Origin of the sequence: Aliibacillus thermotolerans, from assembly GCF_027853235.1 — a bacterium.
Lineage (GTDB): Bacteria > Bacillota > Bacilli > Bacillales > Marinococcaceae > Aliibacillus > Aliibacillus thermotolerans.
Window position 1 is genome coordinate 1 of sequence record NZ_WKJG01000036.1, and the last position, 22,859, is coordinate 22,859.

Consider the following 22,859-nt stretch of genomic DNA (forward strand, 5'->3'; position numbering starts at 1 on the left):
CTCCGAAACGTCGGACATCTAGGGCAGGGACTGCCCGAAGTAACGCTCAAGGAGACGAAAGAGTGCTTTCGTCGAGGAGTTGAGAAGCTCCCACTTCAAGCGTTAGCTAAGTGGCGAGTAGTTCACCGTTATTTGTAATCCCTGTCATATATAGCCTCTTAGACAAAGAAACAAGAAATATGAATAGAAAACATGTCGTATATACCTCTGAACCATTAGAAAAAGAATCTGAAGAGAAAAAAGGAGAAAAACAGACACATCAAGATAATTTGTCAAAAGGAGACAATACGAGGTTGAAAAACAAAACAAAAAAAAGCAGATGAACTAACAAAAGAGGATATTGTTAATTTGTTAGGAAAAAAGACAATGATTCTTCCTCCCAATGATAAAGTTGACCAAAACCAATGTGTCTAGTAAAATGACGGTAATAAACTTACGATAAGAACCACTAGGGGCGCTATCATGGCTGAGATGATGGATATCCATCAGTCCCTTTGAACCTGATATGGTTAACACCAGCGTAGGGAAGTGGGCGAAACGACAATCGGTTGGTATGAGTATATATCCTTCGTATGTTCAGTTGTTCGTTGATCGCTCCCTTGGTGAAACAAGGGAGCATTTTTTCATTATACACGTGAGAGAGAAATTGGAGGAGGAATTGCATTGAAAAAGGTACCAAGTGTATTAACGATTGCAGGAACAGATCCAACAGGAGGAGCAGGGATTCATGCAGATTTAAAAACTTTTCAAGAATGCACGGCATATGGAATGGCCGTTGTTACTTCCGTTGTTGCTCAAAATACGGAAGGGGTCCGAAATTACGTCAACGTATCTCTTGAAATGTTAGAAGAACAAATCGAAGCAGTTTTTGACGATATTTATCCAGATGCAGTAAAGACAGGAATGATTGCAACTCCGGAAATGATTGAAAAAATTGCTTCCCTTTTAGAAAAAGAAGATGTTCCCCTGGTAGTAGATCCGGTCATGGTCGCAACTAGCGGAGACTCCCTCATGGAAAAAGAGACGGTACAATTGATGAAAGAACGATTGCTTCCACTTGCAACGATTGCGACACCAAACATTTCTGAAGCAGAAATTTTAATTGGAAAATCGATTCGGTCTCTTAAAGAAGCAGAAGAAGCAGCGCAACAAATTGTCGAAGAAACGAAAGTGAAAGCGACGATTGTCAAAGGGGGTCATTTAACAGAAGAAGCCACTGATATTCTTTACACGGACGGAAAATGGGAACGTTTTTCCGCGCCTCGTACTGAAACGAAACATACCCATGGAACAGGATGTACTTTTTCAGCAGCGATTGCTGCAAAGTTAGCGAGAGGACGGTCGATTGAAGAAGCGGTGAGTGAAAGTAAAACGTTTATCACGAACGCCATTGCTGAAACTTTAGCGATAGGAAAAGGCAATGGACCGGTGAATCATTGGGCATCCCGTTTAAAAAAGAGCGACATCGTGGTGGAAAACGCCCGTCAATTGGAGGGGTAACATGATTGAAAAAGTGAGAGAGAAACGCCCGTTAATATATCATATTACGAATACTGTGGTGACGAATTTTACTGCGAATGGTTTGTTGGCGATGGGAGCATCTCCTGTCATGGCTGATGCAGAAGAGGAAGCAGCAGAAATGGCGGCTGCAGCGGATGCTCTCGTTTTAAACATCGGCACCCTTCATCCTTCCCAAGTAAAGGCAATGTTCGTTGCAGGTCGAGCTGCCAATAAAAAAGGAATTCCGATTGTGTTAGATCCAGTAGGAGCCGGGGCGACAAGTTACCGTACTGAAACAGCTCGTCAGCTGTTAAAAGAGTTAAATATTTCTCTACTTCGGGGAAATGTCGGGGAAATCAAAGCGCTTATCGGATCGGATGGAAATATTCAAGGTGTTGATGCGATTCAAACGGAAGTAGATGAAATGGAAGCAGTTGCAAAGGAAGCTGCTTCTCTCTTTTCTGTCCCAGTCGTTGTAAGTGGAGCGGTAGACATCGTAACCGATGAAAAAGACTTGTATCGTGTTGCGAATGGAGATGAGTTGCTTATTCGTATTACCGGCAGCGGTTGTCTTCTTAGCGGAGTCATCGCAAGCTTTTTAACGGTGAATGATTCCCGGACAGAAGCTGCAGCGGATGCCCTCACATACTATGGAGTTGCTGCTGAAAAGGCAGCGATGAAAGGAGAGCAACCAGGGAGTTTTCAAGTTGCGTTTCTTGATGCGCTATATGAAGTGGGAAAAGAAGAGATACAAAAGATGGCAAAGCAAGAAAAAATGACACTTTCTTAGGGGGGGGTAAGATGAATCGTCACATTCTTTCTTTATATTTTATCATGGGAAGCAATAACACGAATGAGTCACCGGTTCATGTCCTTCAACAGGCAATTGAAGGTGGGATCACTTGCTTTCAATTTCGAGAAAAAGGACATGGTGCTCTCGTGGGAAAAGAAAAACAACAATTAGCCAGAGAGTTACAACAAGTTTGTCAAGCAAACGGTGTTCCTTTTTTTGTAAATGATGATCTAAAATTGGCGCTTGAGCTCGAAGCAGACGGCATTCATGTTGGACAAGATGATATTCCGGTCCGGGAAATTAAAAAGCTTGCTCCGGCGTCCATGTTGGTTGGTGTATCCGCAAAAACGCTGGAAGAAGCGAAAAGCGCAGTCGAGGACGGAGCCGACTACATTGGGACAGGCCCGATGTTTATCACCTCCACGAAAGAAGATGCAGATGTACCGGTAGGACCAGAAAGAATACGGTTTTTGAGAGAGGAAGGAATGACCCTTCCAATTGTAGGAATTGGGGGGATCGATGAGAAAAATGCTCATCACGTTTTGGAAGCAGGTGCAGATGGAATTGCAGTCATTTCAGCCATCAGCATGTCACGTCATCCGAAACAAGCGACAAGCGATTTAAAGAAAATACTCATGGAAAATGGAAGGAATGAATAAATATTTGTAGAATGTAATCAATGAAAATAATGTCGAGGAAGGAGGCTACATCCATTATTTAGAATATTGCAATAACGAAGGAGGGGGAAAGATGCCAGCGATTGTTTTGGCCATTATCGGGATTGTCGTTTTTGCTTTGGGGTATCGCTACTATTCTAAGTTTATTGCGGAAAGAATTTATCGGCTCGATCCTGATTACGTAACCCCGGCCCACCGCTACCGAGATGGTGTGGATTTTGTACCAACGAATAAATGGGTACTTTGGGGGCATCATTTTACTTCTATTGCTGGCGCTGCTCCGATTGTTGGACCAGCTGTTGCCGTGTATTGGGGATGGTTACCCGCTTTCTTATGGGTCGTATTAGGGACTGTCTTTGCAGCGGGAGTGCACGACTTTGGAACCCTTGTATTATCTGTTCGTAATAAAGGTCAATCCATTGGAACGATTGCGGAACGGTTGATTGGCAGACGTGCAAAATTGCTCTTCTTATTTATTATTCTCATTCTTGTATTGATGGTGAATGCGGTATTTGCCTGGGTGATCTCGAATCTTTTTGTTACGTTTCCAGCCAGTGTCCTTTCCGTATTTATCCAAATTCCTCTGGCCATTTGGATTGGATATAGTATTAATAAAAAAGGAAAAAGCATGCTTTTTCCATCCCTCGTGGTACTTGTTGTGATGTATGGAGCAGCCATTCTTGCTAGTAACATCCCTGCCTTACAAATTGATCTTGTGTCTTATTTTGGTGGGGAAGGAGCGCTTGGCCCGCTTGGTCTTGATGCGGTTTCTTGGGCGTTTGTCGTGTGGATTGCTATCCTCATGATATACGTGTACATTGCTTCCATTCTTCCGGTATGGAAGTTACTCCAGCCACGGGATTTTATTAACTCGCATCAGTTGGTAGTTGGTCTTCTTATTTTGTATTTGGGTCTCTTTTTCACTTGGCCAACCCCGGAAGTGACCGCTCCAGTCACTCGGGGGGTAACAGATGTATCTTGGTTTCCGCTTCTCTTTATCACGATTGCCTGCGGTGCAATTTCAGGATTTCATGGTCTTGTATCTTCCGGCACTTCTTCCAAGCAATTAAATAAAGAAACAGATGCTCGTCTCGTCGGTTACCTTGGTGCAGTAGGGGAAGGAACGTTAGCGCTTATCACGATCTTGGCAGTAACGACGTTTTTTGCGACACAGAGTGACTTTTTAGCTGCATATGAAAGTTATAATGTAGCAAATGCTGATGGACTCACTCATTTCATCGGTGGAGCGGGTGCTCTTGCCACCGCTTTAGGGATCCCGGCATCGGTTGCGCAAACGATTGTCGCTGTGATAGTTGTAAGTTTTGCCGCAACAACATTAGACACTTCCGTTCGGCTGATGCGCTATATTATTTCGGAACTTGGTCAGGAATATAAAGCCCCTGCCTTAACGAAAAAACACGTTGCAACTTCCATTGCAGTTGGATCCAGTGCAATTCTTGTTCTATTACCTGGTGATGACAGAGGTTTTGGTTCCGGAGGCTATTTACTTTGGCCGCTATTTGGCACGTCCAATCAATTGTTAGCGGGTATTAGTTTACTACTCATCACTATTTGGCTCCGTCGTAAAGGAAGAAATTATCTCGTAACACTCATTCCGATGGTTTTCTTACTTTTTATGACGTTATGGGCCATGGCAAGTCAAGTAATTTTTCAATGGTCCGGTTTAGGAGATGGAGATGCCCAAATTCTTCTCTTCGTACTTGGCGCGATCATTTTAGGATTTGCGATATGGATTATTCTTGAAGCGATTGCGCTCTTTCGCAAGGAACGGCCAAACATCGAGCCGGATGAATAGGAAAAAAGGGGGTAACAATAGGCGGAGAGTCTATTGGAACCCTCTTTTGTTGTTGATGAAAGGAAGGAGAAAAATGACAAAAAAAGAGTGGAGTTTAAAAAAGTTGCTAGCTTATTATGAAGAGGTATTACGTCTTCCACATCAGGCAGAAATCAAACGGGAAATTCGCGACGAAGAAGATTTATTTTTGCTTCTTTGTTTTTCCGATTTATTAGGCATTCCTAATCCTGTCTCTTATTACACCCTTGAATTGTATCCGGAAATGATTGAACGATTTCATGATTGGCATTTACGAATGGGAATGGAAAAATCACCGCTTACCGGCATTCGCTGTTGCTAAAAGAGAGGGGGATGTAGAATGAAATCGTTATTTCAAAAAGAAATCGTATTTTTTGGTGGTAAGGGTGGGGTGGGAAAATCAACATCTTCCTCTGCCTTTGCTCTTGCCGCGTCCCAACAAGGGATTACTACGCTGCTTGTGTCAACAGACCCCGCTCACAACTTAAGTGACATTTTTCAAAAAAAGATAGGGGATCAGCGGAAGCGATTAACGGATCATTTATACGCGCTAGAAATTAGTTCCGAAAAGGAAGCAAAAAAGTATATTGGAGAAGTAAAGAACAACTTAAAAGGCCTTGTCAAAGCACATATGGCAGAAGAAGTAAATCGTCAAATTGACATGGCTGCTGTTTCACCGGGAGCCGATGAAGCTGCACTTTTTGACCGGCTTGTACGAATCATTTTAGAAAAAGAAGAGAAAATAGACTTGATTGTGTTTGATACTGCTCCAACAGGACATACATTAAGATTGCTGTCTCTACCGGAAATGATGGAGGCATGGATTGATGGAATGTTACAAAGAAGACAAGCAATTAATGAAAATTATTCTCAATGGCTTCATGACGGGGAGCCGGTGGATGATCCAATTTATCGTGTGCTAATGGAGCGGAAAGATCGTTTTTCCAAGGCGAGAACGGTATTAATGGATCCAAAGAAAACAGGTTATGTGTATGTACTGATGCCTGAAAAATTACCAATTGTAGAAACAGAACGAGCCGTCCAATTGTTGAACCGAGCCGGGATGTCTGTTGAAACATTGGTTATTAATAAATGTTTACCGAAAGAAGCGGGTGCAAGCCCATTTATTATCAAAAGAAGAGAGCAAGAACAAGTATATATAGAGGACATTGAACAACGATTTCCCCATCAAAAGAAAGTGTATTTACCCCTCTTAGAAGAAGACATATCGTCCATCAAAGCCCTGCAACAAATTGCTCTACGATTCATCAATGAGTAAACGAGATGATAGGGGCGAGAGTTAAAACCCTCGTCTTTCCTTTTCCTTTAAAACGATACGCCACCATTTCGGTAAATCATTGCATTGAGATTGGGACATAACCAAATCATTCCAATCAAAATACGAACAATGATTACCGCTTCGGCAGAATAATTCGCTTTCCGCAGGAACGGCCTCAGCCTCCTCGCGGGAAACCACCGCTCTTGGGTCTTCCGACGCACAGGACGTGTGAGTAGCGAACGTTGCGACAGGACGTTGCGGTTTTAGTCCGCCTCCATTTACCCTACGCCGGAGTCTTCGCATTCTGCCTACGCTAGAACCACTCTAAAAAGGAAAATCCGAACTAATGGAAAGTTCGGATTTTTTATAATTAATATACTTTTGTCCCAGTCTCATTCTTGTAGGGTGTTTTCCCTTCTGCTATGATTGGATTATTGTTTCTGACGGTATATTTCCTTAAGTTTACCGCCGGAAGTGCATTTCTCTGTGTCTCTAACACAAGAAATATAAATGAACCTCCAATGATTCTAGATGTACGCGGATAGTAAGCAGGACGGCCGAATAAGACGCAAGCACCCAATTGCAACTTCCCCGTCATGAGACCATTCAGTAGGAATTTTGTGTGATATTTCGTCGTATAGATCTTTTATACGACCATTCATTGCATCGTTCTCGTAATAAAAGGTCGTATGAAACGTGTTGCAACTTGTTTTTATCCTCATTTCTTCCAATTTCAACTACCATGTCCACAAAAAGAGAGACTCACCAAGTTTTTGGCGATGACTGAAGTTTTGTCCCATACTCTTTTTTATTTCAATAAAAAAACTAATCGTCGTGTATATAAAAAATATCGTAAAAGAAAGGAAAAGTGTAAAAAAGAAAGAAAACAACCTCTTTTAAACGCTTACATACCGGTTGGACATTTAAACATGATGTGATAATATCCAATCTATTGCATACGCCGACTTTTACATCGGTGAAAGTCACATTGTTTTAGAAACTAGTCGATAGATGAGCCGGTTCTCATCTAAATAACAAAGAAAGGGAAAAAACACTTGAACGTCTTACAAAAATGGAAAAATGAATGGTTTGGAAATGTTCGTGGTGATATTCTCGCTGGAATCGTTGTCGCTCTTGCGCTGATTCCGGAAGCAATTGCGTTTTCAATTATTGCGGGAGTGGATCCAATGGTGGGGCTGTATGCCTCGTTTTGTATCTCGGTTGTCATCGCTTTTGTCGGAGGAAGACCAGGGATGATTTCTGCAGCAACGGGAGCAATGGCGCTGTTAATGGTGACTCTTGTTGCTAATCACGGATTGGAGTATTTACTCGCCACCACGATTTTGACCGGGATTTTACAAATTCTTTTTGGGTGGAGTAGATTATCTCGTTTGATGAAATTTATACCACGTTCTGTGATGGTCGGTTTCGTCAATGCCCTTGCCATTTTAATCTTTTTGGCACAAATGGATCATTTTGTTGGCGAAGGATGGCTGATGTATGTCCTTGTAGCCCTCACGTTGCTTATTATTTATCTCTTTCCGATTATCAATAAAACGATTCCGTCCACGTTAGTTGCCATTATTGCTGTAAGTGCTATTGCCATCATGATAGGAGCGGATGTACGTACAGTGGGAGATATGGGGGCACTTCCTGATACACTACCTGTTTTTCTACTGCCGGATGTTCCACTTACATGGGAAACACTCACTATTATTTTTCCTTATGCGTTAGCACTATCTATCGTTGGTTTATTGGAAACTTTATTGACGGCAGCAATTGTCGATGATATGACGGAAACAGAAAGCGATAAAGATCAAGAATGTCGCGGACAAGGATACGCGAATGTGATTACTGGTTTCTTTGGTGGAATGGCAGGGTGTGCCATGATTGGACAATCGGTCATTAATGTGAAATCAGGTGGCAGCGGTCGATTATCGACTTTTGTTGCTGGGATGTTCTTAATGATCTTGATTCTGATTTTAGGAGATTTAGTGGTGCAAATACCGATGGCAGCTTTGGTTGGTGTCATGATCATGGTATCCATTAGCACGTTTGATTGGAATTCGATAAAATTAATGACCAAAATACCGAAGACAGATACGGTAGTGATGGTCGTCACAGTTGGAACCGTTGTAGTAACGAATGATTTATCAAAAGGAGTACTAGCAGGAGTTGTGTTAAGTGCCATATTCTTTGCTGCAAAAATATCCAAGGTAAAAGTAACAGGACACATGGTAGATGCATTAAACCGCATGATTTATACAGTAGATGGACAACTATTTTTTGCCTCAGTGACGGAATTTATGAACAGTTTTGAGTATCAACAAGATCATATAAAAATTATAGAAATTGATTTCACAAACGCACATATATGGGATGATTCTGCAGTCGAAGCGATAGAAAAGGTGAAAAGCAAATTTGAACAACAAGGAATAAAAGTAGTTTTAACAAACATGAATAAAGAAAGCTCTCAACTAATGAAAAGATTAGAGGGATTATCAGGATGAGGCTGGGCATAACTAGCAAAAAAAGAATGGTTCCAAGCACTAAAATTTGCTTAGAACCATTTTTTCTTCATGATTGGGTGATTTTTAATTTTACCGTCAGAAGCGCATTTCTCCGTGTTTCTTATGAAAAAACGCGAGAAGCACAAATGAGTCTCCAAAAGCCCGACGCTATCCGCAGGTGGTAAGCAGGACGGCGGTTCCACGTAAAGAGAAAGCTTCCGGAAGGGATCCCCGTTGTAAAACGTCATAAGACCGTTCGGTGAGAGTTTAATGTGAAATTTAGTCGCATGGACCTTTTATTCGACACTTCATTGCAGCATTTTCGTAAAAATTAGTCGTATGAATCATGATGTGGCCTGTTTTTATCCTAATTTCTTCCATTTTCAACTTTCATACGACCGTTTGATTGGTGTTTTACAAAATGAAGCGTCGTATGAAACGTTCATGGGACGATTCATCTTCTTTTTTTATTCATTCGTCGCATGAAGCATAAAAACGCTCCCAACCCCCTGGATTTTTCCAATTTCAGCGACCACTCCTGATCAGATGGTACGAATAAAGTGTCGCATGAACTTGTCATACGACACTTTTATTCATCTAAATGATAAATAATTGGTCTCATGACTGTTAGGTGTCCTTTTTATGAACAGTAAATTTCTCTTTTGATTACTGGAGATTTGTTCCTGCTTCTCTCAAGTCATAGCAGGAATAGAAGGAAATGGGTTAGAATAAAAATAGAAAAGGGGGGAATGCGATGTATGAAAAAGTATTATTAGCAGCAGATGGATCAGAGCACTCTATTCGTGCTGCGAAACACGCTGCTTCGCTTGTAAAAGGACAAGCGGATGGTCACGTAGATATTGTGTATGTCATTGATGTGGAACAGTCCAAATCGGACGTATTAAAATACGGGGACACAACGCTGATGCAGTCGAAAAGAAAAGAAGCGTTGAAACCGATAGTAGAAATGTTAAAAGAAGCAGCATTATCTTATGAAATACATTTTAAGCATGGAGATCCGGGACCAACCATTGTAAAGTTTGCAAATGAAAGAAATTATGATTGTGTTGTGCTTGGTAGCCGCGGATTAAATCCGTTGCAAACGATGGTGCTTGGAAGTGTCAGTCATAAAGTGATGAAGCGCGTAAAAAGCCCGGTGATGGTAGTGAAATAAATAATAAGAAAGGGAGTAGCTTGATTGACCACTCCCTTTCTGTGGGACAACATATCATTGGGACGACGTTTTTTGAGAAAGCAATAAATCTATGAAGCTTCCCGCAATCATTCCAAAAAACATATCTTTTATGTCGACTGATGCTCCTGTAATCGCATAAAGAAGACCTATCCCTCCGAAAACAATCGTATAACGGATTCTTCTTATCGTATTGTAATAAGGAAAAGATGCTTGCAAACTTTCTAGGAAAAAAGGAGAAAAATATACCGCCACGATAACGATAACGATCAGGACGAATAAGATTTCCATCTTTACCCTTCCTCTCTCATCATAAAATGTAGTATATTCTATCTTTTTCCTATTCTGCACTTTTCAAACAATCTTTTCCTGCTGTGTCATTCGCACTTTTGCGGAGAGAGCAATAATGATGGTGATGGCGATAGCAGCACCAAGTCCAATGAGCACACTGCTAGTAAGACCAATCATGAGATATCCACCCATCGCAGCCACTGCAGATAACAATGCATATGGAAGTTGCGTCATCACGTGGTCAATAGGATGACATCCTGCTCCTGTGGCTGACAAAATGGTCGTATCAGAAATTGGCGACGCATGATCACCGAAAATAGAGCCTGCCAATACCGACGCTAACAACGGTAGTAACATAGTAATGTCTAAGACAGCAGCAACTTCACCTGCAATGGGAAGAAGGATTGCAAATGTTCCCCAGGAAGTCCCCGTTGAAAATGCCATAAAACCAGCTAGAACAAATAATATGACAGGCAATATGAACAATGGAAGGGTTCCATCGATGAAATGGGCTAAGTATGTGCCTGTTCCCAGTTCATCAATAATTGCTACCATTAACCATGCAAAAATTAAAATATATATGGCAGGAAGCATAGATTGAAGTCCCGATACCAACGTCTGTCCTGTTTCACGAAATGACGGTTTGTTTTTTAATGTCAAGAAAAGAGCTACGATAAAACCGATACTTCCCCCATAGAGGAGAGATCTAGCGACATCTGTTTCAGCAAATACAGATAGTAGCGTAATATTATCAGCATTTTGTGCTCCGGTATAAACCATAAAAAATACGGTGCTAATAACAAGAGTAAGGATAGGAACGATTAAATGACTCACTTTTCCCTTTGTTTCCATCTCGAAGTTTTCTCCAGGTGTATTTTTTTCTGTAAGGATTCCCTTTCCTTGTAATGCAGCTTCTTCAAATGTTTTCATTGGGCCGATTTCTATTTTCCAAATGATAATGAGAAAAAGAAATAGAAGCGCTGTGACCGCATAAAAATTCATTGGAATCATCATGACAAAAGCTTGTAAGCCACTAACTTCTTGAATGCCATGCGTTCCGAGAATATCCGCAATAATCGTAATGATGTATGCTCCCCAACTTGATAGTGGGGCAATGACGCAGATCGGTGCGGCAGAAGAGTCTACGATATAAGCTAACTTTTCTCTGGAGATGTAATGCCTGTCTGTGACCGGACTGCTCACTTGCCCAACAATTAAACTGTTAAAATAATCATCAATAAATACGAGGATGCCAAATAACAACGTTGTTAATTGTGCTCCCACTCTCGTTTTCACCCGTTTTAACGCCCATTCTCCAAATGCACGACTCCCTCCGGAAAAGCTAATAAGCGCAGCCATCATACCTAGTAAAAAAAGAAATAAAATAATAAATAATTCCCAGTCATTAAGCGCGCCGTCCACAATAAATATGGCTGCAAATACTTCCCATATCAGAAAGATTGCTTCAGGAAATGACCAATCGTTTAAAATGAGTGCCCCAATGACAATCCCTACGCCAAGAGATAGGAGCACCTTTCGAGTGACGATGATCATGACTAAAGCTAAAACGGGAGGTAAGAGAGACAAAGCCGTAATCTCTTCCATCATGATACTTCCACCTTTACTTGGAAAGATAAAAATATGAAACAATCATACCAAAAGCCTGCCAAAGCATCTATTAGGCAGGCCTATCGCGCAAATTGGCAAAGAAACGATGAAATAACCACGAAGATTATACCAATCTCCTATGTGTTAGGCAACTTTCTTTCAAAGGTAATAGATGATGAATCAAAAGTCAAAAACTGTGAGAACATTATATAAAAGTATAGAATATTTGGATAATTACTGTTGAAAAGATGAGTTGTATGGTACGGTAAAAATATAATCACAGAGGAGGTAATGATATATGCGTAAAAAAGTGCTTTATTCTCTGTTGACAGGCATTATTTCTTTAGGTGTGTTAGCTGCGTGTGGTGGGAATACGGAAGAAGATCCGGCAATGAATGAAGATCCAGCGATGCAAGAAGAACCGGCAATGGATGAGGAAGGTATGGAATAAACATTAATATAGAAACATTTCTTTTCGCCAGCTTGGATGCTATCTAAGCTGGTTTTAATTTTGTTTCAACATCCTACTGGGAAAGTATGTCATATTCCAGTTTCATGTTTTTTATTTTACAATTTCATTATAAAAAAAGTGAAAATGGTCATAGATGTATCATTTTATAACGTAATATTAGTTTATAAAAAGGAAGAAAGTTGAAAAAAATCAACGATATGGGTTGTTTTATTGAGAAATCATTAGGATAAAAGTCTAATAGAAAATTTATTCAACAAATGGGAAACATTTCTCTCCCCCTTTTTCTGTAATAAAAATATGCCATAATGGGAAGCGGAGGTGGAGAACATCATGAAAAAACTACTCATTGCTATTACATTACTGCTCGCTTTACCAAGTATGGCACTGGCTGAGGAGCCTGAGCCTCAGGAGAAAAACGTAGCTGAACAGCAATATTCGGTCAACGGCAAAGTTCACTTATTGAATTGTTGGAACGGAGATTGGAATCAATGGAAAGGGAAGTTAAGAAATAAAGATAACGGCCAAGAAAAGGCTGAAGAATCTGAAGAGCAGAAAAATACAGAACAAGGAAATGAAAAGGAAGTCACTGACAAACCAAATGAAGAAGTAACGGAAGCACCGAAAGAAGCAGACGAGAATGATGGGACAGAAGTGACGGAGCAAGAAGAACAAAAAGAAGACACAATTACTTCTGTCAGTGAATTTGAAAAAGAAGTAGTTCGTTTAACAAATGAAGAAAGAGAAAAACACGGTTTAGCGCCACTTGAATTAGATGAAGAACTTTCAAATGTAGCACGGGATAAATCGAAAGATATGCGAGATGCTGGCTACTTTTCTCACAATAGTCCTAACCACGGAAGTCCTTTCGATATGATGCAAGCGTATGGAATTGACTATAGAACAGCCGGGGAAAATATTGCAGCAGGACAAAGAAGCCCTGAAGAAGTAGTGAATGGCTGGATGAACTCTGAGGGGCATCGTGCCAACATTTTAAACGGTAGTTATACTCATATTGGAGTTGGTCATGTAGAAGGTGGAAGTTACGGACATTACTGGACGCAAATGTTCATTTCAAAATAATAAGGATAAAAAAAGCTGTCCAAAAAGTCATGATTGGTGACTTTTTGGACATTTTTTTGTGACCCCTTCATCAAAAATTGCTTCTGGAAACGCCTCTTGGCCGAATCATGGCATGTTTCCAACACCAAATTGTTGATGGAAGTAAGTCATGGATGGGTCATACTATCGTTTCATATAAAAATAGCAAATGGAAGCAAACCATGAATGGCTCATAACATTGTTTCATTCAAAAATAGTTTGTGGAAACAAGCTATGAATGGATCATGGCACCGTTTCAATCCAAACACCATTGTGAAAGCAATCCATGCACGATGTATGGGAAATCTCGATTTATTTTTCAGGACTTATTAGACAGCCTCTTTTTCTTTATTCAATGTATTCATAGTCGTCTGGATTTCCTGCTTCAATTGGTTCGGTGCCACTCATATGACCGAAAAACGTCTCTACTTCCTCGCCATCAATTAAAATTTTTGTTTGTTCATAGCCGAACTGCTCCATAATAAGGGCAATTTGTTCTGTAATATACATCTCTCCGGTGGATCCAGTGTTAATATCTAAAAATGAAGACGAAAATGATACTTCAGCCACACCATTGTTGTCTTCTACGGATTGTACCGTCACATCTTCATCAAAGAAAGACACTAGCTCGTCATGGTTAGGGCCATCAATCCAGGCTTCTAACGCCTTTTTAGGCAACTCTTCTTCAGAAGCTGCTTCCACTTCATGATCTTCTTTATACATTTCTAACAGTTGATCATCAGCGAAGTAAAGGGTGACTGTTTCCGTAATAGGACTATCAGCGGCGTTTTCATTTTCTTCTTCCGTACCGTTTGCTTCTTCATCTTCCTTCTCATCTACTGGTGTTTCTTCATCTTCTCCATCGACTTCCGGTTCTTCCGTTTCATCTTCTCCATTATCAACCACTTCTTGTTCTGTATCTGTCGTGTTTTCATCCACGTTTGTCACTTCTTCTCCTTCCCCGCATGCTGCTAAGACGGTTAAAACAACTAATGTAAGTAAAGCATATAATAGTTTCTTCATTGTGTTTCTCCTTTCTACTATCCATCACATTCTCTATTCTCTCAGTCGTTACTGAAAAGGAATAGTTACAAAAAGTGTAGAAAAACAAGCAATATCTGTCAAAGGACTTTATACCTTTTTCTTTCTAAAATAAGTGGTTAGATATATCACGTCTTGGATGCGCTTGATGTCTATTCATTGTTTGTGAACATATGATGACATCTGCAAGAACTTGGAGAAGATAAAAGGGTTCCATTAAAATATTGGCGGAAAGGTGGTATAATAAATTTGGCAGGTGATGAATGTGAAAAAGCTTTCAAATAAAGGCTTATTTATTTTTATTTCCACCTTGGTCGCTATATATGGAATATTATACTGGGTATTTGCTTTTATACAACAATGAGGAAAAGCTCTGGCGGTAAGGTTAGGGCTTTTCTTTTTCTTATTTTATAACGGATCTCTACATAGAAATCATTTGTTCATGGTTTTGTAACGTCTTCCTTAAAATCAACGACTTTAGTATGGGAGTGTTTAATTTGCACGATGAGTTCGAGCGATTATATGAAACATATCACCACTCTCTGTACAACTATTTGTTTTATATGGTAAGGGACCAAAATGTTGCGGAAGAGTTGGTGCAAGAAGTATATATAAAAGTGTTACAATCATTAGATACTTTTGAAGGGAAAAGCAGTGAAAAAACTTGGCTTTATTCCATTGCTAGACATGTCGGAATTGATTGGATCCGAAAACAAAATAGAAAAAAACGGAAATGGCTTGGAGTATTAGGACCAATCTCGAAAGAAAACATGGAGGTGCCAGATACATCCCCACTTCCTGAAGAGATTGTATTAGGGGAAGAAGCGGTGGTGGAGATGTATGAAGGAATGAAAGCTTGTACACCAGATCAACGTCACGTTCTCATTTTACGATATATTGAGTCATTGTCTATTAAAGAAACAGCGGAAACGTTAGGGTGGTCAGAGAGTAAAGTGAAAACAACGCAACACCGTGCGATCAAAAAGTTAAGAAAAGCGCTCCAAAAACAGAGGGAAGCGGAAGAAAGGAGGGGGAAATAATGTCGCATCCATTCGATCAAAAAGATGAAAAAATCATTCAACAATTAAAGCAGATGCCAAGAGTAACAGATGAACGTTCCAAAAACGAAATATACCATTCAGTGGAAGAGGGTCTTTATCGCAATCGTCATGTACACCGACCAACGCCATGGAAAGTACCTGTCATGACAGCTGTGGCAGTTATTCTTCTCTTCTTGCTTTTTACGCCTTCCTTTACTACGTTATGGCAAAACAGTGCACTCCCGGAAGGAGAAAAAGAATCTACCGAACGAGCACAACAAGAAAAACTGTCTTATGATGAAGAGAGGGAATTAGAAGAAGAGATATCTTTATCCCAAGACGAAAATGAGCCGAGCGAAGTGGAAGTACAGGAACCGGAATCCGGTCAAGAAATGGAACAAACGCCTCCTGATACGGAAGAGCCTACTGTTCCAACAACAGACGTGGAAACCATTCAATACACCTCTTCTTTAACAGAAGAAGAACTTCAGACAGGGGAGACATTTGTTACGATTCCTCTTTTAGTGAAGGAAGAAGGGACTTCGTTTATTATCCCGCTTACTTTTAAAACAAGAAGTGATAAAAATAGAATAAAGCTGTATGAGCAGTATAATAAAGAATATTCTGGTGAAGAATTAGGTTTTGACGGCTCGCCACTTCAACACATAACCTGGGAAGAAAAAGACGGTAACGTAGTGGCTACTTTTGAAAAAGATGTTTCTTCTATTGAGAAAGAAGAAAGTGAAGCGATTGTTCACGGTATCGAAGAAAGCCTTCGTTTTATTAGAGAACAACTTGAAGTACAGTTTACGTATAACGGAGAAGTGGGCGTGCAACTAGGGAATTTTGGAAGGTTGGAAAAATACCCTATTACTCACGATAATCGCGGATATTATGTATATTCGACCGATTCATATACTTTTCTTGTAAGTGGCAAAGGAGCCAATATATCGATGACAAATCATGATGGCGAAATGTATTCTTTGGAAGAAACGTTAGAAAGAATGAAAAAAGGAAAGGAAGAGATTAAAATAAAAGCGGCAATTCCGGAGGGAGTTGTGATTGATCACGTACAAGATAGAGGGGACACGGTTCATATTACTTTTGATGAAGGAACAGAGTGGCCAAATGAAGAACAAATAGAAGTAATGGTGGACGCGATGTTATTTGCCGCCAAAGATTTCGGATATGAACAAGTTATTTTCGAAGGGGAAAATATAGAAAACCTAGAAGAATATGGGTTCAATGATCCGGTTCGCGTTCCCGTTGCTCCGAACAAAGTAGATTAATACTTGCCGTTTTGCCTAAAATCATGAGATATTAAATAACATGAACGGAGATAGGAGGAAGTTATCATGGAGTATTCAGATCAGATTAAAAATAGATTAAAAAGAATTGAAGGACAAGTAAGAGGCGTTTTAAAGATGATGGAAGAGGAGAAAGACTGTCGCGACATTGTCAGTCAAATGTCTGCTGTTCGCAATGCACTGGATCGGACGATTGGTGTTGTAGTGAGTCAGAACTTAGAAAGATGTATTCGCGAGCAAATTTCCCGCGGGGAAGACACAGATGGTGCTGTGGCAGAAGCAGTGGAGTTACTAGTGAAAAGTAGATAAAAGAGGTAAGAATCGCTTAAACAGTTGAAATACACTTCCGAGTAGGTGTATTTCAACTGCCTTGTTTTTTCAAAATAGTCGAGATAAGATTCCGATGATGACCAGCATAATGAAGACCCAACCGATCCATCGGAAGAGTTTTTCTGATGAGAAAAAACGTCTTCGCTTCCAACGATTTGGTTGAAACCGAATCTCGTTGTCATTTGGAATCGCATAAAAAGGTCGTGCGTGTCTTAATAAAGGAGAAGCGAATAAAAAGCCAAAGAGCAGACCAAAAATATGGGCCGCAATGTTAATGTTAGGTCGTATAAAGGTCATGACAACTCCAAGGACTAAAATAACTGTAATCATTTGAGCGCTCGCCCAATCGATTAAATCTTTTCGTTTCCACACCATATATAAATAAATGCCAAATAATCCAAAAATGGCGCCGGAAGCTCCAAGATGGGTATAAAATGTTCCTGTAAGTATCGTTGTTGCGATATTTGCAAGTGTCCCTATTGCTACATAGGCGAGTAAAAATTTTCCTTTTCCGAGCATGCGCTCTAATGCAGGGCCAAACAAAATAAGGGAGATTGAGTTGAAAAGCACGTGACCCGTTCCTTGATGAAGGAAGATGGGAGTTACCAGTCGCCAATATTCTCCGGCTTCAATTTGCCCGGTTTGCCCGACTCCGTACATTAATATTTTATCACCAAAAGGGAAAAGGCCATTTGTAAAAAGAGTCGCATTGATCCATAAAAAAAGAATGAGATGAATCACGACAATAGTGGTGATGATTGGATAGTTGCGGATAAAGGAAGAAAACGTTTCATTTCGGATAAACATACAAGCTCCCCTTTTAAATGCTTCATGTACTTATTATCTTTCGTTTATTTTATCATATAGCAAAATGATGGTGGAATGAGAAAAGGTGACTTTCATATGAGTATTGTTGGCATTGGGATAGATATTGTAGAACTGGCGAGGATGAAACGATTGCTTGAGAAAGATGATCGTTTTATAAAAAGAGTGTTTACAGATTGGGAGCAAGCGCGTCTGTCTCAACTTCAAGGAAAACGAAAAATTGAATATGCAGGAGGTCGTTTTGCGGCGAAAGAAGCATTTGTGAAAGCGACGGGGACTGGAATCTCAAAAGAATATGGTTTTCAAGACATAGAAGTGCGGGCTTATGATTCTGGAAAACCATACCTCATCGCACCAAATCACCACTGGGTGGTTCACTTATCGATTACTCATAGTGATACATATGCGCTCGCGCAAGTAATTTTAGAATCAAGATAGAGCATAAACATCATGGTTGTCTCATAGAAATATATTGCGGTTAGGAGGGACCTGTCATGCGAGTGGTCACCGGTGAGGAGATGAGACAGGCAGATCATTATGCAATAGAAGTGTTAGGAATGAAAGAAGAATTGCTCATGGAAAATGCTGGACAGGCAACGGTTCATGCGCTTAAACAAATTTTTCCTCGTTTACAAACGAAAAAAATAGCGGTTCTCATTGGGAAAGGAAACAATGGCGGTGATGGATTCGTTGTGGCTCGGAGCTTATTGGACGAAGGCATCGATGTCGATGTTTGGACGGTTGCCGATTCGTGGACTGGTGCAGCGAGCTATCATCACGACTTGTTTCTGCGTTGTGGCTATCACTACCGCTGTTGGGATGATTTGCGAGCGAACCGGGACACATCGTATGATATTTGGGTGGATGCATTGCTTGGAACCGGCATGAAAGGATCACTACAGTCCCCTTACAAAGAAGCTGTGTCTTTATTAAATGAGGCGGAAGGTGTTGTAGTATCGATTGATATCCCAAGTGGTGTGTCACCGAATGTTGGCGATATGTCTTCTCAGCCGGTGCAAGCAGATCATACCATCACCCTTGAGTTTCCGAAATGCAGTGCGTATTTATTTCCTGCCCGTGAATATTACGGCAAGGTCCATATTGCTCCAATTGGGCTTCCGAGAAAAGCATCAGCCGAACTAGATGTAGTGAGGCAATTATGGACAAAAGAAGATGTTTCTCGGACCTTACCAATAAGAAGAGCGTCGTCTCACAAAGGAGAGCATGGCAGAGGACTGCTCGTTGGCGGCTCTTATCAAATGCCCGGTGCAATTACTCTTGCTGCAAATGCCGCTGTCTCCAGTGGTATCGGTTTACTGACAACGGCAATTCCGTCATCTATTTTAAAAATAGTGGCAAATCGGGTTCCGGAGTCGATGTTTCTCCCTTTTTCTGAGGACGATACAACGGAACTTGAAAACAGGGTGGATGACTTCGATGCAATTGCCGCAGGACCGGGGTTGGGACGGAGTGATCGGACAAAGCAAATAGTAAAAAAATTATTGAGAGAGGTAAAAGGACCACTGATCCTTGATGCAGATGCGCTATATTTTTTGCCGGAGCTGCAAAACGACATGAAAGCAAGAAGTTCTCCCCTCATTCTTACACCTCACGTAGGAGAAATGGCTCGTCTTACGATGGAAACGGTGGAAACAGTGAACCGTCGTCGCTTTTTTATTGCTCGGGATTTTGCCATCGCCAATCAGTGCTATCTCGTATTGAAAGGACCGTTTACCATCGTTACTACTCCGACGGGAGACCAATACGTAAACACAACCGGGAATGCGACACTCGCGCGAGGAGGAACAGGGGATTTATTGACGGGGATGATCCTCTCTTTCGTTTCACAATTAGTTGACATTGGAGAAGCCATGATGAATGCTGTCTATTTGCACGGGCTCGCTGCAGATATTGCGCTTCGGGAAAACGGGAGTTCTCAAGCGATACGAACATCAGAAATTCTCCATTACCTACCACTCGCATTTCGTTCGATTACTTCTTCTTCGTAAAGGTTCCCTCCTTTGTCGTATCTTTTGAGGCAAAGGAGCATGGTAACGTGCGCAAAACATTATGGGTATGTGTATGTTTCGTTTTATTGACAGCAGTCTTAGTAGCGTGCGGTGAAAAGTCACAAGAAGAAGTTGTCCAAGAATTGGATAAAAAATTGCAAGAAATGGACACTTACAAAGCAAACGCCACGATGACCCTTGTCACCGGGGAAGAACCGCGAACCTATGACGTGGAAATTTGGCATATGCAAAATGAGAAAAACAAATACTACAAAGTCAATTTACAAAATGAAAATGAAAAACAAAACCAAATGATTATTCGAAATGATGATGGCGTTTTTGTGTTGACACCAGCGCTAAATAAAAGTTTTCGCTTTCAAAGCGATTGGCCAAACAACAATAGTCAAGTTTATTTATACGAGTCGCTCATTTCGGATATTTTAATGGATGCTGATCGAACCTTTGCTGCGCATGAAGGTAATTATGTGTTTGAGACGAAAACGAACTATCAAAACAAACATTTAAATCATCAAGAGATCGTTATTGATGCAAAAACGCTTCATCCCCACACGGTAAAAATATATGACTCCGACTTCCAGCTATTAGTGACGGTTGACTTTACTTCATTTGATGAAGATGTCACATTTGATGTCAATGATTTTGATACGGATAAAAATATGGCGGGAGCGGAGGCAGAAATGGCCGCGACCACACCGGAAGAGAAGGAGGAAGAAATGACGTCTTCCCATTCCTTTGAAGTAGTGTATCCATCTTTTGAACCGCAAGGAACAAGTTTAGAAGACACACAAGAGGAAACAACGGAAGATGGTAAAAAAGTAGTCCTTTCTTTCACAGGAGATAAGCCATTTACAATCATTCAACAAACAGAGCGAGCTGAAGAAGTTGCTACTAGTGTGCCGATGGGGGTAGGAGAACCGGTGGATTTAGGTTTTACAATTGGCATATTAACGGAAGATTCATTGACGTGGCATGACCAAGGAATAGAATTCTTTCTTGCTTCGAGCGAGTTAACGAAAGAAGAAATGACGGCAATCGCCCGGTCGATGAACCATTCTACTGCAACGGTGAAATAACATGGTGATCACCCTCAAAAGATTCCCCCTCTTTTGAGGCTTTTTTCTCGTCCTCTTTTCTTATTGACAAGAAGAAAAAGGACGAGAATAATCAAATAGAAGGCTATACAGCACGAAGTATGGGAGAAGGTAAGATGTCGTTTAAACAATTTTCGTATCGAAACACGTGGGCGGAAGTGAATTTGACACATATTAAGTATAACGTTGCTCAAATGAGAGCGCACCTACCTGAAAAGGTGGAAATTATGGCAATGGTGAAAGCCAATGCTTATGGGCACGGTGCTGTAGAAGTAGCTCAAACGGCGTTGGAAGCCGGGGCTACTTTTCTTGGGGTCGCGATGTTGGATGAAGCGATAGAATTAAGACAAAATAACATTCATGCACCGATTTTAATTTTGGGAAGAACTTCTCCACAAGATGTGCCAATTGCGATAGAAGAAAATTTTCGCTTAACGGTTTTTCAAAAAGAATGGTTGAAAGAAGCAAACAAATATATTCCTGCAAGCAAACAGTTACCTGTTCATTTGAAAGTGGATACTGGGATGGGGCGATTTGGTATTAGCACTAAAGAAGAGATGAGCGAATTTTTGCAAGAGCTGAAGCAGTATCCATCCATGACATTAGAAGGTATTTATACTCATTTTGCCACCGCTGATCATATAGAGACCGGATATTACAAAAAACAACAGCGACGCTTTAAAGAACGTCTCGAGCAAGCGTGGGAAATCGCTGGAAAAATTCCTTACATTCATTGTGGAAATAGTGCTGCTGCTCTTCGTTTTCCGGAAGAATGTTTCAATATGATCCGTTTCGGCATTTCCATGTATGGATTGCCCCCTTCTGAAGAAATTGTAGAGGAACTTCCTTTTCCTTTAAAAGAGGCGTTTTCTTTACATAGTCGAATCGCTCAAGTGAAACAACTGTCTAAAGGAGAGAAGATTAGTTACGGTGGCACCTACACAACCAAGGAAAAAGAATGGATCGCAACCATTCCCATCGGTTATGCGGATGGTTGGTATCGCCATCATTATACAAATAATGGAAGCGTGCTTGTAGATGGAGTGCGCGCTCCTATTGTTGGGCGTATATGTATGGATCAAATGATGATTCGGCTCCCTTATCCTGTACCGGTTGGAACCAAGGTTACATTAATTGGAAAACAAAAAAATGAGTCGATTTCCATCTTGGAAGTAGCGAATCGCCTAAACACGATCACTTACGAAATACCGTGTATGATAAGCTACCGCGTACCACGTAAATATATCTTTTCATAAAACAATGAATGACAAAAGTCGCACTTTTTGTTAGAATGGACTTTGCAAAATCGATAATGAAATGCTATCATGAACGTAGCGATTATGAAGGCGTATGTTGGAGGTGTGACGGTTGTCTTCTGAGGACACTAAACAAATAAAAATCAGTCTCCCTGATTATTTGTTACGTGAACTAGACGATATTGTAAAGAAAGAGAACGTGAATCGTAACGATTTTATTCACCAAGCAACAGAATTTTATTTAAAAGAGCGCCAACAAAAAAGTATACGTGAATCCATGCAAAAAGGATACATGGAGATGGCAAATATTAACCTTCACATTGCTACTGAATCCTTTCTGGCGGAAGAGGAAGCAGAACACGCATTAGACGGTAGACTCGTCAGTGGAGTGTAAACGAATATTTTAAAACGTATGTCTTTATTCATATTTTTATTAAAAAGTTTGAAAAAGTTGCTGCAACGTTGAGAGCGGCAACTTTTTTCTTTTTCATTTTATAGATTCATAGAAAAGGCGAAGGAACAATAGCATCGGCAAGGTCAAAGAACTTTAAGACCATTTACTATCCTATACACTGTTTTCTTACAAAATAAACTTTTTTATAACAAAGGCACATACTAGGACCAAGGTATTGGATTGATCATATGACAAATGAAGGCAATCATTGACAAATATTTGCGCGTTCCG

General features: G+C 40.6%; 23 protein-coding genes and 1 riboswitch. Of the genes, 19 read left to right on the forward strand and 4 right to left on the reverse strand.

Going from position 1 to position 22,859, the window contains the following annotated elements; translation table 11 throughout:
* The first annotated feature begins 440 nt into the window (after positions 1–440).
* Positions 441–544: riboswitch (TPP riboswitch) on the forward strand.
* 119 nt (positions 545–663) lie between these two features.
* From thiD to GJS40_RS05885, 8 genes are all read left to right on the forward strand, one after another.
* Entirely contained in the window at positions 664–1,500 is an 837-nt protein-coding gene (gene thiD, locus GJS40_RS05850) for a bifunctional hydroxymethylpyrimidine kinase/phosphomethylpyrimidine kinase (RefSeq protein WP_270896872.1), read from the forward strand.
* A gap of 1 nt (position 1,501) precedes the next feature.
* Entirely contained in the window at positions 1,502–2,290 is a 789-nt protein-coding gene (thiM, locus tag GJS40_RS05855) for a hydroxyethylthiazole kinase (RefSeq protein ID WP_270896874.1), read from the forward strand.
* Between the two features lie 11 nt (positions 2,291–2,301).
* Positions 2,302–2,952, forward strand: a complete 651-nt coding sequence (gene thiE / locus GJS40_RS05860) for a thiamine phosphate synthase (protein WP_270896876.1) — start codon at positions 2,302–2,304, stop codon at positions 2,950–2,952.
* A 91-nt stretch (positions 2,953–3,043) separates the two neighbouring features.
* Positions 3,044–4,786: a carbon starvation CstA family protein gene (locus GJS40_RS05865; protein WP_270896878.1), complete on the forward strand. Its 1,743-nt coding sequence runs from the start codon at positions 3,044–3,046 to the stop codon at positions 4,784–4,786.
* A gap of 73 nt (positions 4,787–4,859) precedes the next feature.
* Complete coding sequence (locus GJS40_RS05870; protein ID WP_270896879.1) at positions 4,860–5,126, forward strand: cory-CC-star protein; 267 nt, start codon at positions 4,860–4,862, stop codon at positions 5,124–5,126.
* 18 nt (positions 5,127–5,144) lie between these two features.
* Positions 5,145–6,083, forward strand: a complete 939-nt coding sequence (locus GJS40_RS05875) for an ArsA family ATPase (protein ID WP_270896881.1) — start codon at positions 5,145–5,147, stop codon at positions 6,081–6,083.
* Between the two features lie 1,055 nt (positions 6,084–7,138).
* The gene (locus GJS40_RS05880) at positions 7,139–8,593 is read left to right on the forward strand and encodes a SulP family inorganic anion transporter (protein ID WP_270896883.1); all 1,455 of its coding nucleotides are present in this window, start codon (positions 7,139–7,141) and stop codon (positions 8,591–8,593) included.
* A 754-nt stretch (positions 8,594–9,347) separates the two neighbouring features.
* Positions 9,348–9,767, forward strand: a complete 420-nt coding sequence (locus tag GJS40_RS05885; protein WP_270896884.1) for a universal stress protein — start codon at positions 9,348–9,350, stop codon at positions 9,765–9,767.
* 54 nt (positions 9,768–9,821) lie between these two features.
* Here GJS40_RS05885 and GJS40_RS05890 read toward each other — a convergent pair whose 3' ends face one another.
* Both GJS40_RS05890 and GJS40_RS05895 read right to left on the reverse strand, forming a co-directional pair.
* Entirely contained in the window at positions 9,822–10,076 is a 255-nt protein-coding gene (locus tag GJS40_RS05890) for a hypothetical protein (protein WP_270896886.1), read from the reverse strand.
* 63 nt (positions 10,077–10,139) lie between these two features.
* Positions 10,140–11,684: a Na+/H+ antiporter NhaC family protein gene (locus GJS40_RS05895; RefSeq protein WP_333723885.1), complete on the reverse strand. Its 1,545-nt coding sequence runs from the start codon at positions 11,682–11,684 to the stop codon at positions 10,140–10,142.
* A gap of 298 nt (positions 11,685–11,982) precedes the next feature.
* On the opposite strand from GJS40_RS05895, the gene GJS40_RS05900 reads away from it, so the two are divergent.
* The 3 genes from GJS40_RS05900 (at position 11,983) to GJS40_RS05910 (ending at position 13,587) form a co-directional block, all read left to right on the forward strand.
* Positions 11,983–12,135 (forward strand): hypothetical protein, encoded by a 153-nt coding sequence (locus tag GJS40_RS05900; protein ID WP_270896888.1) that lies wholly within the window; start codon positions 11,983–11,985, stop codon positions 12,133–12,135.
* Positions 12,136–12,486: 351 nt separating this feature from the next.
* Positions 12,487–13,236 (forward strand): CAP domain-containing protein, encoded by a 750-nt coding sequence (locus GJS40_RS05905; RefSeq protein ID WP_270896889.1) that lies wholly within the window; start codon positions 12,487–12,489, stop codon positions 13,234–13,236.
* Positions 13,237–13,440: 204 nt separating this feature from the next.
* Positions 13,441–13,587, forward strand: a complete 147-nt coding sequence (locus tag GJS40_RS05910; protein WP_270896891.1) for a hypothetical protein — start codon at positions 13,441–13,443, stop codon at positions 13,585–13,587.
* Positions 13,588–13,602: 15 nt separating this feature from the next.
* Here the strand turns inward: GJS40_RS05910 and GJS40_RS05915 are convergent, their stop codons facing one another.
* The gene (locus tag GJS40_RS05915) at positions 13,603–14,277 is read right to left on the reverse strand and encodes a GerMN domain-containing protein (RefSeq protein WP_270896892.1); all 675 of its coding nucleotides are present in this window, start codon (positions 14,275–14,277) and stop codon (positions 13,603–13,605) included.
* 515 nt (positions 14,278–14,792) lie between these two features.
* Here GJS40_RS05915 and GJS40_RS05920 point away from each other — a divergent pair.
* The 3 genes from GJS40_RS05920 to GJS40_RS05930 all read left to right on the forward strand — a co-directional run bounded on the left by GJS40_RS05920 (position 14,793) and on the right by GJS40_RS05930 (position 16,951).
* Positions 14,793–15,335 (forward strand): RNA polymerase sigma factor SigX, encoded by a 543-nt coding sequence (locus GJS40_RS05920; protein WP_270896894.1) that lies wholly within the window; start codon positions 14,793–14,795, stop codon positions 15,333–15,335.
* Positions 15,335–16,624 carry a hypothetical protein gene (locus GJS40_RS05925; protein ID WP_270896895.1) on the forward strand — a complete coding sequence of 430 codons (1,290 nt, stop codon included), beginning with the start codon at positions 15,335–15,337 and terminating at the stop codon, positions 16,622–16,624. The genes GJS40_RS05920 and GJS40_RS05925 overlap by 1 nt, the downstream gene beginning before the upstream one ends.
* 66 nt (positions 16,625–16,690) lie before the next feature.
* Positions 16,691–16,951, forward strand: a complete 261-nt coding sequence (locus GJS40_RS05930) for a metal-sensitive transcriptional regulator (RefSeq protein WP_270896896.1) — start codon at positions 16,691–16,693, stop codon at positions 16,949–16,951.
* Positions 16,952–17,020: 69 nt separating this feature from the next.
* Here GJS40_RS05930 and GJS40_RS05935 read toward each other — a convergent pair whose 3' ends face one another.
* Positions 17,021–17,779 (reverse strand): rhomboid family intramembrane serine protease, encoded by a 759-nt coding sequence (locus tag GJS40_RS05935; RefSeq protein ID WP_270896897.1) that lies wholly within the window; start codon positions 17,777–17,779, stop codon positions 17,021–17,023.
* A 96-nt stretch (positions 17,780–17,875) separates the two neighbouring features.
* On the opposite strand from GJS40_RS05935, the gene acpS reads away from it, so the two are divergent.
* From acpS to GJS40_RS05960, 5 genes are all read left to right on the forward strand, one after another.
* On the forward strand, positions 17,876–18,235 hold the full coding sequence (gene acpS / locus GJS40_RS05940) for a holo-ACP synthase (protein WP_270896899.1): 360 nt from the start codon (positions 17,876–17,878) through the stop codon (positions 18,233–18,235).
* A 56-nt stretch (positions 18,236–18,291) separates the two neighbouring features.
* On the forward strand, positions 18,292–19,806 hold the full coding sequence (locus GJS40_RS05945; RefSeq protein ID WP_270896900.1) for an NAD(P)H-hydrate dehydratase: 1,515 nt from the start codon (positions 18,292–18,294) through the stop codon (positions 19,804–19,806).
* A gap of 47 nt (positions 19,807–19,853) precedes the next feature.
* On the forward strand, positions 19,854–20,900 hold the full coding sequence (locus GJS40_RS05950; protein ID WP_270896901.1) for a LolA family protein: 1,047 nt from the start codon (positions 19,854–19,856) through the stop codon (positions 20,898–20,900).
* 134 nt (positions 20,901–21,034) lie between these two features.
* A complete protein-coding gene (alr, locus tag GJS40_RS05955; protein ID WP_270896902.1) occupies positions 21,035–22,174 on the forward strand; it encodes an alanine racemase in 1,140 nt (379 codons plus the stop codon).
* Positions 22,175–22,286: 112 nt separating this feature from the next.
* Positions 22,287–22,568 (forward strand): CopG family ribbon-helix-helix protein, encoded by a 282-nt coding sequence (locus GJS40_RS05960; RefSeq protein WP_270896903.1) that lies wholly within the window; start codon positions 22,287–22,289, stop codon positions 22,566–22,568.
* The last annotated feature ends 291 nt before the right edge of the window (positions 22,569–22,859 follow it).

Bases quoted from the DNA above. Each gene is read 5' to 3' on its own strand.
- thiM (WP_270896874.1), top strand. From the start codon at position 1,502: ATGATTGAAAAAGTGAGAGAGAAACGCCCGTTAATATATCATATTACG.
- thiE (WP_270896876.1), top strand. From the start codon at position 2,302: ATGAATCGTCACATTCTTTCTTTATATTTTATCATGGGAAGCAATAAC.
- GJS40_RS05865 (WP_270896878.1), top strand. From the start codon at position 3,044: ATGCCAGCGATTGTTTTGGCCATTATCGGGATTGTCGTTTTTGCTTTG.
- GJS40_RS05870 (WP_270896879.1), top strand. From the start codon at position 4,860: ATGACAAAAAAAGAGTGGAGTTTAAAAAAGTTGCTAGCTTATTATGAA.
- GJS40_RS05875 (WP_270896881.1), top strand. From the start codon at position 5,145: ATGAAATCGTTATTTCAAAAAGAAATCGTATTTTTTGGTGGTAAGGGT.
- GJS40_RS05885 (WP_270896884.1), top strand. From the start codon at position 9,348: ATGTATGAAAAAGTATTATTAGCAGCAGATGGATCAGAGCACTCTATT.
- GJS40_RS05890 (WP_270896886.1), bottom strand. From the start codon at position 10,076: ATGGAAATCTTATTCGTCCTGATCGTTATCGTTATCGTGGCGGTATAT.
- GJS40_RS05895 (WP_333723885.1), bottom strand. From the start codon at position 11,684: ATGATGGAAGAGATTACGGCTTTGTCTCTCTTACCTCCCGTTTTAGCT.
- GJS40_RS05900 (WP_270896888.1), top strand. From the start codon at position 11,983: ATGCGTAAAAAAGTGCTTTATTCTCTGTTGACAGGCATTATTTCTTTA.
- GJS40_RS05905 (WP_270896889.1), top strand. From the start codon at position 12,487: ATGAAAAAACTACTCATTGCTATTACATTACTGCTCGCTTTACCAAGT.
- GJS40_RS05910 (WP_270896891.1), top strand. From the start codon at position 13,441: ATGGCTCATAACATTGTTTCATTCAAAAATAGTTTGTGGAAACAAGCT.
- GJS40_RS05915 (WP_270896892.1), bottom strand. From the start codon at position 14,277: ATGAAGAAACTATTATATGCTTTACTTACATTAGTTGTTTTAACCGTC.
- GJS40_RS05925 (WP_270896895.1), top strand. From the start codon at position 15,335: ATGTCGCATCCATTCGATCAAAAAGATGAAAAAATCATTCAACAATTA.
- GJS40_RS05930 (WP_270896896.1), top strand. From the start codon at position 16,691: ATGGAGTATTCAGATCAGATTAAAAATAGATTAAAAAGAATTGAAGGA.
- GJS40_RS05935 (WP_270896897.1), bottom strand. From the start codon at position 17,779: ATGTTTATCCGAAATGAAACGTTTTCTTCCTTTATCCGCAACTATCCA.
- acpS (WP_270896899.1), top strand. From the start codon at position 17,876: ATGAGTATTGTTGGCATTGGGATAGATATTGTAGAACTGGCGAGGATG.
- GJS40_RS05945 (WP_270896900.1), top strand. From the start codon at position 18,292: ATGCGAGTGGTCACCGGTGAGGAGATGAGACAGGCAGATCATTATGCA.
- alr (WP_270896902.1), top strand. From the start codon at position 21,035: ATGTCGTTTAAACAATTTTCGTATCGAAACACGTGGGCGGAAGTGAAT.